The organism is Paenibacillus sp. FSL H7-689 (assembly GCF_000517905.1).
GTDB classification, from domain to species: Bacteria; Bacillota; Bacilli; order Paenibacillales; family Paenibacillaceae; genus Paenibacillus; species Paenibacillus amylolyticus.
The window spans coordinates 1-11,941 of the sequence record NZ_ASPU01000011.1 but is presented as its reverse complement, the minus strand read 5'-3'; the positions used below and the strand labels follow the sequence as shown (position 1 = coordinate 11,941).

Genomic DNA, 11,941 nt, shown 5'->3' with positions numbered 1-11,941 from the left:
CTTGAATTCAAGATAAGGAGATGTTATCAGATCATTTTCAACTATTTATCAACTTGGGTCCGAATACTTGCCGTGACGCTTCCACCTCCGTTAGGACCGTTTGCAATCTGAAGACTACCTTCATGTTTTTCGCAAAACACCTTGCAAACGTAAAGGCCCAGCCCGCGATGTTCGCTTGCATCCCATACTTCGCCTCGGTAAAAAGGGAGCATAGCCTTACTCAGGGCTTCCTCAGAGAAACCAGAACCGTCCTCTGAGACGGTAATCTTCATAATGCCTCCCTGAACGTCATAGTGAACGTTCACTTGACTGGCTGCGTATCTCGCCCCATTAGCCACTATATTCTCGAAAATCTGCATGACGAGATAGGGATCTACATGTACTGAGGCATTATCATATTCCACGGATGAGACGAAACGAATACCGAACTGTTTCGCGATTTGTTCAGCGCTGCCATCCAGCAAAGCCGTCAATGAGATCGTATCCATCGATTGGAAGTTCAACGGCACATCCTCCAGCCTCTGAATGGAGTTCATGGCCTCTGCATAACTCTCCAGACGCAAGATGTGAAGGTTCATAGTATGGATCAAGTCCAACACCTTTTCTTCCGACAACTTCTTCTCAGGAAGATAGGTGGAGAGAAGCTCGGCGTTTCCTTTTAACACGGACAGGGGTGTTCTCAGATCATGGGCAAAAATAGCATTGATCTGCTTGCGCTCTTCAACCGAACGCCAAAGTGTCTTAAGGTTTTTTTCCAATTGTGAGCGCATGTTTTCAAATAGCGCGATCAGCTCGCCCATCTCATCCTGGCTGTCATAGGAAATGCGGAAGTCTAGATCGTTGGCCGAAATGTTCTTGGATGCTCGTTTTAATAGCTCCAGCGGACGTTTTAGCTTCCATCTGTAAAATAGAACGGCCATGGTGACAATACCAGTCGCTACGGTGAGCAGAACCGCCGTGACGAGGGAGGGCATCACCCAATCCGTTTCTCCGAAACGCAGCCGCAGGTTCTCCGCCCAAGCAAACTCCATAGTTATAACGGCAAGCACGGCAATGAGTGTGACCACACACAACAGCATAAAAGATTGTAGCAAGGACAATCGCTTTAAAAACAGGAGTCTAGTCATGAACTTGGCCATTTGTACCCTACTCCCCAAACGGTCTCGATTTGATTATCACAGCCGTATTCCTTTAATTTGTAGCGAATTCGCCGGATATGCTCTGCGATGACGTTACTGTCACCTTGCTCGTCCATGCCCCAAATCTTTTCGTATATGCGTTCCTTTCCAAACACCATATCAGGATGCGTGGACAGCAATTCGACAATATCAAACTCTTTTTTGGGCAGTGAAATTCGCTTATCCAGGTAGTAGAGCTCCCTGGCCGTATAATCAATGACCAATTCATTGTTAAACCTTACCGAAGATTTAGTTTGGATTCGTTGTTCCCTGCGTATATGTGCTTCGACCCTGGCGCCCAACTCGCGAATGCTGAAAGGTTTCAGGATATAGTCATCGCCTCCGGCACGAAATCCTGCTATTTTATCAGCATCTTCGATTCGAGCCGTTAAGAATAAGATCGGGCAAGAGACAAAGTCGCGAATTTTTTCACATAATTGAAGGCCGTTCTGTTCAGGCATGTTGATATCTAACAAAACGAGATCGGGTTGTTTTTCCACTTTCCGCAGCGCTTCCCTGCTGTCCTTGGCCGTCATCACGGAATATCCGTTAATTTCAAAATAATCAGTCAGTAGCTTTCGAAGATCTGCTTCATCGTCCACGATCAGTATTTTAGGCATCAAGTCTCAATCTCCTGTATTCAAGTATTTGAACTCAGCATAGCAAAACTGGATGAGGAATGTAATTTCCATATGATTTTGGGAACTGGACGAATGGAGAAAGTAACCTTTTTGCCACTCAGTTTCCGACTAAATATGACAACGTTGTAACCGGATGATCAGACAATATCTGATAAACTGATTAGTAGATTATGGAAGGTTACATATTGTCATTGATGTTACGCTGCAGAGAATCAGGTCGGATGTTCAAAAGACAAAAAGAATGGTGGATGAGTTATGAAAAAATGGTCGGCAGCAGTCGTTTTTCTTCTGTTCCTATGTTTATTCCCAGTCATGGCCCATGCAGACACCACTCCCTCGATTGTACTCGACGGTGTAACCATTAACCAGCAGACGGGTGCACCTGCAGAGAATATCGGGAAAACGGTCATGGTTCCAATTCGAATTGTATCCGAGAACCTGGGTTATAAGGTGAAGTGGGAGAAGGAAACTCAGTCAGTCCAGGTTCAAAAAGGAAACAGCATGATTCAAATGACGGCTGGCAAAGATGCAGCTACAGTGAATGGAAACGTGGTGAACTTGGATTCGCCCCCACTGATCAAACAGGGAACTACGCTTGTTCCGTTACGCTTTGTTGGGGAAGGCATGGGTCTGCGTGTTGGCTGGGACAATGGAACCAAGACAGTAAGCCTATATAGTATTCCTCCCGTAGTTGAAACGGAAGGTGACAGTGACCCCGTCGAGGCACCTGTCCCGGATGGTTTGACAGAGCTTCAAGGCATCAGCTTCAGCGGAGATCGCTTGATTGTAGCAACAAACGGTAATATTAGCCCCAAAGTATCCAGTATTGGTGGGCCAGACCGAATTATTGTTGATCTGCCTTCAGCGACATTTTCTGAGGAATTCATTCAGGGACAAGCCTCTAACCCGGATGGGAGTGGACAGATTCTCGTTACGGATTCATCCATAGTTTCCAAAGTTCGGTATGCCATGTTCAGTAAATCGCCTTCTACCGTGCGTGTCGTTCTGGATCTGAATCAGACGGCTACAGCCAAATGGTCTGTTGGAGATAACAATGTCTTGCTCGTTGACCTGACAGCCACGAGTGGAGAACCGACAAGCCAACCGGCAGTACCTACCAATGATGGCAAAACGATTGTGGTCATTGATCCGGGACATGGTGGTCGTCAATCGGGTGCAGTGAGTTTGTCAGGAGCTTATGAGAAGGATTTCAATCTGGCTGTAGGACTGAAGGTACAGGCAACCCTTCAAAAATACTCAAATATTCAAACGGTCATTACACGCCAGGATGATACAGAACTTTCGCTCAAACAGCGTGTGGATATTGCTGAATTGAATCAGGCAGATGTTTTTGTATCCATTCATGGAAACAAATTCACTACACCGGTACCAAACGGCATTGAAACGCTCTACAGTCGTAAAGAAAGCAAAACTTTGGCTGACACTCTTCACAAATATGTGTTACCGGTAACAGGACTCAAGGATCGTGGGGTTAAAACGGCTAGTCTGCATGTGACGCGTGAAACAACCATGCCTGCTGTGTTACTTGAACTTGGTTTTTTAAGTAACCCTACAGATGAAGCAGTCATGCTCACGGAAGAATACCAGGACAAATGTGCACAGGCGATTGTGGACGGAATTGTTGAATTTTTGGGACTGTAAATTGAATTGTGCGCAAATATGAAGGTTAGGGTATCACGTTGTTTAGAGATGTATATTTGATAAATAAGGAAAAAAGAAGACATTAAAATGTAAAAAAAGCTTGATCTGACAACGTTTTTTTTCTGTTATGTTGGAATATATTCGCAACTTTTGAGAGCGAGGGGCGTCTAATAGGTGTCTGGTAATGCCCAAGCGGTCAGTCGGAGTTGGAAAATGACAACATGCGGCAAAAAAATATGAGAATGGTAGGGGTGAAGGATGAAGAAGTTCGGTTTTTTGGTACTGTTATTTGTCTTTGGGCTCGTATTCCCGGGCTATAGTCACGCAGCAACAGACACGAAAATTATCCTAGACGGAAAAGAAATCGTACAGCCATCGGATACAAAAGCGGAAATTATCAACAGCAAGGTGATGGTTCCGATCCGGGTTGTGTCCGAAAATCTTGGATATAGCGTGGAGTGGAAGCAGCAAACGCAAACAGTGACTATTAGCAAAGACAACACTGCCATGCAGATGATTGTTGGACAGAAGACGGCAACGGTGAACGGCAGTAACGTAAACTTGGATGCCCCGCCACTCGTGAAAAATGGTACTACGCTCGTACCTCTCCGATTTATTGGTGAGGAAATGGGTCTTAAGGTGGGTTGGAACAATACCACGAAGACGGTAACATTAGTTACCCAGAATTCAGGTTCCGGAAACGGGACAACCACACCTCCGAACTCTGGCAATGAAGGCGGAGGATCGGATCAAGAAGGTCTTGTACTGGTGAACGGCATCAGCTTTAGCGACAACCGCTTCATGATTGCAACAAGCGGAAGTACGAAGCCGAACGTCTTCACGATGACAGGACCAGATCGAATCGTTATAGACTTGCCGAATACCGCATTTGCTGATTCGTTCAGTGAAGGACAGGCTCTAGACAGCAACCAGAATGGACAACTCGTCGTTAGCGGTTATCCGGATGTGTCGAAGATTCGTTACTCGTTATACAGCAACAGTCCATCTACAATTCGTTTTGTAATCGATCTGTCCAGTTCAAAAGGGTACAGTGTGCAAAATGATTCCGGACTGGTTATGATTAACCTCGACAATCAAAGTGGTACACCTGCTCCTCCAGTTGGTAATAATGGCAAAAAAGTTGTCGTTATCGATGCAGGTCACGGAGATCATGATCCTGGGGCAATCGGTGTAACTGGTAAACGCGAAAAAGACTTCAATTTGGCAATGGCTCTGAAAGTGGAAGCCTTGTTGAAAAAAGAATCCAAAATTGACGTTGTGTTAACGCGCAGCGATGATACATTTTTGGCATTGAAAGAACGTGTGAAGATTGCGCAAGACATAAAAGCGGATATCTTCATCTCCATTCATGCTAACAGTGGCCCTGCTGCTGCGAACGGTGTAGAGACATTCTATACACGCTCCAACAGCAAAGCACTTGCTACAGTGATGCACAAGTATCTTTTACAGTCTTCCGGACTGAAAGATCGTGGAGTGAAAACGGCAAGTCTCCATGTGACCCGTGAAACGACAATGCCAGCAGTTCTGCTGGAAGGTGGATTCCTTAGCAATAAGAGCGACGAAGCAGCCCTGTTCACTGAGAGTTTCCAGAACAGTGTTGCCAAAGGGATTGTTGCAGGAATCAAGGAGTATCTGGGAATTAAATAAGGGACAAGCCCTTATGTTGAGGAGGCGGAGTTAGAATGAACAAGAAAATATGGATTGCAGCCTTGCTGGTAACGGTTATGGCAGTTGCTGCTGGATGTGGAAGCAAGCCAACAGCTGCTCCGAATCAGACGCAAGGCGCAGGAACTGAAAACAATGTGACCGAGGTTGAAGGTGAAACAATTACCGAACCGGTAACTGCTGAGCCTGAAGAGAATACAACGCCTACAGAATCCACGGAGGAAGGCAGCTCAGAGGAAGCGACTACAACTACTCCGCCAAGCGAAACGTCTACGGAGAAGCCGGCAACTTCCGAAAGTAATGAAAAGAAAACGATCACTGTATTCTATACGGATGAAGAAGAACTGGAGTTGCACAAAGCTTCGGCAGAGATTTCATACGCATCGGATGATGCCAAATATAAAGCTGCCTTTGAATCACTGCAACAGAGCAAAGACGCTAAACTTGTTCCGCTGTGGTCTAAAGAAATTGAATTGAAGTCTGTTCAGTTCAAGGATGGCGCTCTTGCGCTGGATATTCATATGCCAGATACGGCACGTCTTGGAGCAGGTGGAGAATCTTATGCGCTGGATGCTCTAAAACAAACGTTCTTCCAGTTTGATGAAGTAAAATCACTTGATTTACTGGTGGATGGTCAGCAGACGGAGAGTCTGATGGGCCATGTGGATCTTGAACATCCAATGACAAGATCCGAATAGGCGGTACAGCATACTGTTGTACCGTGAATCCACGGAATATGGGTCGTTTTACATGAGAGAGGGGAATCATAGGTGACTTTTAAATATAACCATACATCACACTCTAAAAAAGTAGTATCAGCCGTGCTTGCAGGCATGATGGCCCTTAGCGCCGGCGGAGCTGCCATGGCAGCAGAATCAACAGAAACGGGGCAGGGTCAGACTGCTGCAATAACAAATACGGCTGCACCAACTGGTTTGTTCAGTGACATCAAGGTCGGATACTGGGCTGAGAAACATGTGTACAAACTGGCATATCAAGGTATTCTTCTCGGTAACAACGGCCTGTTCCGTCCAGGAGACGCGGTAACACAGCAAGAAGCTGTAACGATGGCAATTCGTTTTATGAATCAAGAGGGCCAGTTGAATACCGACACGGCTGCGGCATTACCGACAAACATGGAAGTGGGAAATTATTTCAAGCCATATGTCGCGCTGGCACTTCAACTGGGACTGATTGACAAAACGGAAGAATCAACGGTGGATGTATCCAAGACCTCCTGGGGTCAAAAACCAGCTTCACGGGAATGGATTACCAAATTGTTAATCCGTTCATTGGACAAGGATGCTGAAGCAAAGGCACAAAACAATCAATCTACCGGATTTGCTGATAATGCAAGTATTTCCGAAAGTGGTAAAGGTTATGTCAATCTGGCTGTTAGCCTGGATCTGGCCAAAGGTGTGGAAGGCAACAAATTCAATCCAAGTGGTTCCGTAACCCGTGCTCAACTGGCTACCTTCTTCAGTCGTGGTGAATCGTTAACGGATACAACGTACCCGAACACATCCACGGGTTATGTGACAGGATTGAAAGATGGGCAGATCACGCTGGTTGTGGACGGCAAAGCCGTTAACTTCGCAGTGAACAGCAGTACGCCTTACTTTACGAAAGACAGTGAAACTCGTGCTTCCGCCACAGATGTGAAGCTGTATACAAAAGTTATGGTTGTAGGTTCTGCAGGTGGGGCTTCCTATGTAGAAGTTGTTGATGCTACACCGCAGGTGGAAAGTGTTGAAGGTACATTTGCACGTTCATTGTCTGGTAATAAAATTGGTATCTTTGTGGGCGAGAATTACGAAACGTACAGTTATGATGAGGCAACTGCATTCATCGATCAGAATGGTAATGCAATCAAACTGTCCGATATTACGGCAGATAGCATCATCGAAGTACAGCGTGAGACGTTCTCGACTGACAAAAAAACAGTTGCTATTCGTGTGAAATCCGGCATTGTTAACAAGAGTGACAATGGCGTAATTGCTGAAGTATCCACTTCTGGCAAAACGATCAAACTTGTCAATGCAGCGGGTGCTACAGAACAGTTTGCATACAATGACAATCTGCTTATCACATATCAAAACCGTATCATGTCAGTGGCTGATCTCAAAGCCGGCAGTGCCGTGAAATACACCGTAAAGGACAGCGTTTTGCAAACTATTACATTGTCTCAAGGTGTGGAGCAATCTGTGCGCGGAACATTGGTTGAGATCGGTGGTAACCAGTCCACGTTAACGTTCAAACGTGAAGGGGGTTCCCTTGAGGCGAAACTGCTGACTGAAAAGCCGGAAGTTATTATCAATGGCATTCAGGATGCAACGCTGAATGATCTCATCACGGATGCAACGAACGGGGATCAGGTGGAGTTGACATTGAACTCTGACGACCAGGTAACGCGTATTCAGGTGATTGGACGTCAAATGGAACCTATGAACGGAGTAACGGTTGTATCTTACAACAGCAAAACAAAGGTACTTACCGTGTTGGACAACAACAAAAAACCGTTTGTATTTACATTGGATGAGAAAACCAAACTGGATTACAATACGACCAAACCTACACTCGCTGGTCTGGAGTCGATTTTAAATGATGGTCGCAAATTGGATCTGACCTATGTGGGAACACGTGCGTTGTCCGTTAAAGTGATTTACAAGTATGAAGGTACGATCAGCAACATTGACACAACGGGCAGAAAAATCAGTGTGTTGTCTGGTAATCAGACGATTACAGTGCCTTATACTACAGCACCTACGGTTGAGATCTATAACAAATCGGGCGCAAGTCTGGGAGATTTGAAGATTGGTGACAAAGTGACCGTAACGCTTGGAGCAAATCAGGATGTAGTGCAGAAGGTTGCACTGAACACTGTGGCTCAATTCGAAGTGGTTGCCTTGGAAGCAAATAGTCGTATTCGAGTAAAATCCGATCTGTTGACAAGTCAGTTCTACGTGGATCAAGCGGTACTGACAGGAGAGAGTGGTCAGACGATCACGCCTTCACAACTGACAGCAGGCAACCTGATCAATGTAACGTTTGAAGGAGCTACGCCAAAAGCGGTTCAAGTCGTGAAGCGTACGCTGGCTGAAGTTACAGCGGTGGATGCTTCATCTGTAACGCTCAAACAGTTTAACGGCCAGACTGAAACCGTGCCTGTTAGCGGTTCTGTTAAAGTCGTAAAATCTGGCTCCACATTAACTTCATTGACTAGTCTTACGGTCGGAGATCGTGTGGAAATGACAAAAGATACGGATAATTCCACACGCTTCAGAGTACTAACTGTTATGAGCAAACAATTCTGGTCTTATGATGGCGTGGGTAACCAGATTTTGGTTAAACGGGAAACGACAGCAGATACAAACTATCGTTTTGCACTCGGATCAAGTGTATTTGTTCACCAGGGTGACAATACTTTAAGCGTGCAATCTCTCAGAGATAATGATAATATTGTATTGTATCTCCTGAACAATGTTATTCTGGAGATTCAAAAACAGTAATCGTTTCTTTTCGAGGATCAAAAGAATGACCGTCTTGATACGGGATCTTTCCCGCATCAAGACGTTTTTTTTGCAAGCTTTTTGAGGTCCCCGCAAAGTACTCGGATGAAGCTTCGAAGTAAGGCTCCGCAGAGTGGAGTCATTTTGTGGGAGGTAGCTCTTCATGAATGCAGCGACGGTTAGACATATACTCGAAACTATGGAAGCAATGTTTCCTGATGCACATTGCGAATTAAATCACAGCAATGCATTTGAATTGACGGTAGCTGTCCTTTTGTCTGCCCAGTGCACCGATGAAACGGTGAACAAGGTAACTGCAGATTTGTTCCAAAAGTACAGAAGCCCAGCAGATTATCTGGCAGTTCCTCTCGAAGAGTTGGAACAGGATATTCGGCGAATCGGTTTGTACCGGAACAAGGCCAAGCATATTCAGAACATGTGCCGAATTTTAATAGAGCAGTATGGCGGTGATGTACCGCAGGAACATGATCAGCTTGTGACGCTACCAGGTGTCGGGCGGAAAACCGCGAATGTAGTTGTTTCCAATGCGTTTGGAGTACCGGCAATTGCGGTAGATACTCATGTTGAACGTGTATCCAAGCGGCTGGCGCTTGCAGGTTGGGATGACTCCGTACTTGAAGTCGAAAAGAAACTAATGAAGCGCGTACCCCGGGACGAGTGGACTTTAACTCACCACCGGTTTATATTTTTTGGACGCTACCATTGCAAGGCACAGAACCCTGCGTGTCATATCTGTCCATTGCTGGACATATGCAGGGAAGGGAAAAAACGTATGAAAACGTCCCAAATCAGGAAAGATAAGGAACGTGTCACCACCCGAAAACGAAAAATAAATTAATGAGCAGAAAAGGATGAATAATCATGAAATGCATTTCCGTGTACACTGACAATTTTGAGGCCTTCTCCGATATCTTTGAACAAATCGTTGAACAGGAAATGGCTGAAAATGAAGAAAAAGAAGTAGAAGGCATCACAGTAAGCCACTCTGGCGACGTACCTGAACATTATCTGGAGCGTATGTCCGTTAAACCAGAAGTTGTTGTTATGAGAGACAAAGGCAGAGACATTACAATTCTGCAACATGGACAAGTATTTGAAATCTTGCTGCCTTCCATGGAGAACGCAGTTTCATAAGAAGTGATTACACTATTGGTTCTGTTGTATTAATGTCATGATGATCGTTGTGGTTAAGATGATCGCATCGCATTCATGCAACAGACACTTGGCGTAAGCATTTGCTAAATACCGAGTATAAAACGTATTACAGATAAAACCGACTTGTTCGGTTTTATTTTTTTTAGATTATAGGACTTATACGTTCATTTATGTATATTTAATTCCAATCGTTCAAATTCAAACTTGATAATGTTAAAATAAATGTTGTAAAAGAGATAGACGTCGAAACGGATGTCAAATTAGAGGAGCCAGGGGGAAGGCCAGTCATGTCCAGAACAGATTACCCAAAAGAAATGGCCAAACCTCTGCTTCCGCTGCGTGAAGCGATGGAGCAGACAGGGGACCATACGGCTGTACAGGCTATAACGGATTTAATCAGCAAGGCGGAAATGAAACATCTGACGATTGCGTTCTGTGGTCATTTCTCTGCAGGCAAATCGAGTCTCATCAACAGTTTATGCGGTAAGCGGGTGCTGCCTTCAAGTCCCGTGCCAACAAGTGCGAATGTGGTATCCATACGTAATGGTAAGCCAAGAGCGCTTATTTATACTACTCCAAACGTAAGCGCTGACAATGGAGCAGGGACACTTGAAGTTTCTCCAGAGGAATTGGAGGCGTATTGCAAAAATGGTGGAGCTTACAGCTCGATTGAGGTATGGGATGATATTCCTCTGCTGAAAGATGATGCTGTCCTGCTGGATACACCAGGTGTGGATTCAACAGATCGCGGACATAGTCTCGCAACCCACTCAGCGCTTCATCTGGCCGATGTGGTCTTCTATGTCATGGATTATAATCATGTCCAGTCCGAGACAAACCTTTCATTTGCCAAGAGTCTGTCGGATTGGGGCAAACCGCTGTTTTTGATCGTGAACCAGATCGACAAGCATCGGGAGCGTGAGCTCTCTTTTGACCAATATACCGAAGGTGTCGAAGCTATATTTGCGGCCTGGGAAGTCAGATATGACGGACTGTTGTTTACTTCCCTCCGCGACAAGCAGCATCGCTACAACCAGTGGGATGTGCTTCCGGAACTCATTGGACACATGATGCAAGAGAAGGAAGCGTTAATTACGCACAGTTTGGCAAGTTCGGCCAGTCATGTAACGGAGCAACATCTGACGAGAGAAGCGGAGAAACGTGAAGACGAAGAGAATTCCCTGCTGGATGAGATTGGTGGCAAGGAAGGAATTGAACGTTTGGAACGAGAGTTGGAGCTTCTTGATCAACAAGCAGCAGACATTCGTACCGGGCCTTCGCGAGTGCGCGAGAAATTCCGGGCAGAGCTGGAACCTCTTCTGGCAAATGCAAATCTTACACCTGCGGATATTCGTGCGTCGGCTGCCGCCTATTTGGAGAGCTGCAAACCAGGTTTCAGGGTAGGCTTATTGTTCTCTGGTGGCAAAACCGAGCAGGAGAAACAACGCCGTGCTTCTGAGCTGGTCAGACTGTTACAGGATCAGGCTTCCGGACAAGTTGAGGTACATATTCGTACGATGCTTAGACAGCTCGGTGAATCCCATCAGCTATGGGGAGCGGAGTGGGAGCAGGCGCTTAATACGGAGCTGCCTGCTGTAGATGAAGCACTATTGGAGATGAAACGCAGTGCCAGTGCAGAGGTATCTCCAGAGTATGTGATTCAGTTCAGTAAAGATGTGCGGGGCGAGATTGAGGCCCGCTATCGCAGGTCGGCCATGATGCTGGCCGACCGCATGCTGGAAGCGCTGGCAGCGCGAGGCGAAGCCGCGCTTCAGGCGTTGGACGCCAGCCGCGCAGCGCTGCTGGCGCAATCCGCGGCGGCGGCGCGCTACACGGCGCTCCAGCGCAGCGCCGCCGCAGAGGCAGCAGGGCTGCGCAGCCTGCTGCCCCATGCGGGCCCCCTCCCCTCCGGACTATTGCCGGAGGTGAAGGGCCCGCACGTGCCCGCGGTGCCAGAACCGGGCGAAGCTCCCGGTTCGCATGCGGGCACGTCAACGTCTGTGGCTGCGCAGCCACAGACGCCAGAGGCACCGCCAGCGCAGCGCGCAGCCGCAGCGGCGGTGCCTGGGCCATCGGCGGGGGGGGGGGG

At 46.6% G+C, this 11,941-nt stretch carries 9 protein-coding genes; 7 read left to right on the top strand and 2 right to left on the bottom strand.

The window, feature by feature from the left end:
* Window positions 1–41: 41 nt before the first annotated feature.
* Window positions 42–1,139, bottom strand: coding sequence for a HAMP domain-containing sensor histidine kinase (locus C170_RS06510; RefSeq protein ID WP_036607570.1), 1,098 nt, complete (start codon window positions 1,137–1,139; stop codon window positions 42–44).
* The gene (locus C170_RS06505; RefSeq protein ID WP_036607568.1) at window positions 1,124–1,798 is read right to left on the bottom strand and encodes a response regulator transcription factor; all 675 of its coding nucleotides are present in this window, start codon (window positions 1,796–1,798) and stop codon (window positions 1,124–1,126) included. Before C170_RS06505 ends, C170_RS06510 begins: the two co-directional genes overlap by 16 nt.
* Before the next feature lie 276 nt (window positions 1,799–2,074).
* On the opposite strand from C170_RS06505, the gene C170_RS06500 reads away from it, so the two are divergent.
* The 7 genes from C170_RS06500 to C170_RS06470 all read left to right on the top strand — a co-directional run.
* Complete coding sequence (locus C170_RS06500; protein ID WP_036607566.1) at window positions 2,075–3,481, top strand: N-acetylmuramoyl-L-alanine amidase family protein; 1,407 nt, start codon at window positions 2,075–2,077, stop codon at window positions 3,479–3,481.
* Window positions 3,482–3,739: 258 nt separating this feature from the next.
* Window positions 3,740–5,149 (top strand): N-acetylmuramoyl-L-alanine amidase family protein, encoded by a 1,410-nt coding sequence (locus tag C170_RS06495; protein WP_036607564.1) that lies wholly within the window; start codon window positions 3,740–3,742, stop codon window positions 5,147–5,149.
* A 35-nt stretch (window positions 5,150–5,184) separates the two neighbouring features.
* On the top strand, window positions 5,185–5,865 hold the full coding sequence (locus C170_RS06490) for a GerMN domain-containing protein (protein WP_036607562.1): 681 nt from the start codon (window positions 5,185–5,187) through the stop codon (window positions 5,863–5,865).
* A 72-nt stretch (window positions 5,866–5,937) separates the two neighbouring features.
* On the top strand, window positions 5,938–8,676 hold the full coding sequence (locus tag C170_RS06485; RefSeq protein ID WP_036607560.1) for an S-layer homology domain-containing protein: 2,739 nt from the start codon (window positions 5,938–5,940) through the stop codon (window positions 8,674–8,676).
* A 163-nt stretch (window positions 8,677–8,839) separates the two neighbouring features.
* Window positions 8,840–9,535, top strand: coding sequence for an endonuclease III (gene nth, locus C170_RS06480; protein ID WP_036607558.1), 696 nt, complete (start codon window positions 8,840–8,842; stop codon window positions 9,533–9,535).
* 23 nt (window positions 9,536–9,558) lie between these two features.
* Window positions 9,559–9,831 carry a hypothetical protein gene (locus C170_RS06475; protein WP_017687779.1) on the top strand — a complete coding sequence of 91 codons (273 nt, stop codon included), beginning with the start codon at window positions 9,559–9,561 and terminating at the stop codon, window positions 9,829–9,831.
* A gap of 308 nt (window positions 9,832–10,139) precedes the next feature.
* Window positions 10,140–11,941, top strand: a 1,802-nt coding sequence (locus C170_RS06470) for a dynamin family protein (protein WP_200868490.1), incomplete at its 3' end; no start/stop codon positions are given.

What these genes read in the sequence shown, in the direction of transcription:
- C170_RS06495 (WP_036607564.1), top strand. Translation starts at nt 3,740, where the DNA reads ATGAAGAAGTTCGGTTTTTTGGTACTGTTATTTGTCTTTGGGCTCGTA.
- C170_RS06500 (WP_036607566.1), top strand. Translation starts at nt 2,075, where the DNA reads ATGAAAAAATGGTCGGCAGCAGTCGTTTTTCTTCTGTTCCTATGTTTA.
- C170_RS06510 (WP_036607570.1), bottom strand. Translation starts at nt 1,139, where the DNA reads ATGGCCAAGTTCATGACTAGACTCCTGTTTTTAAAGCGATTGTCCTTG.
- C170_RS06505 (WP_036607568.1), bottom strand. Translation starts at nt 1,798, where the DNA reads ATGCCTAAAATACTGATCGTGGACGATGAAGCAGATCTTCGAAAGCTA.
- C170_RS06490 (WP_036607562.1), top strand. Translation starts at nt 5,185, where the DNA reads ATGAACAAGAAAATATGGATTGCAGCCTTGCTGGTAACGGTTATGGCA.
- C170_RS06475 (WP_017687779.1), top strand. Translation starts at nt 9,559, where the DNA reads ATGAAATGCATTTCCGTGTACACTGACAATTTTGAGGCCTTCTCCGAT.
- nth (WP_036607558.1), top strand. Translation starts at nt 8,840, where the DNA reads ATGAATGCAGCGACGGTTAGACATATACTCGAAACTATGGAAGCAATG.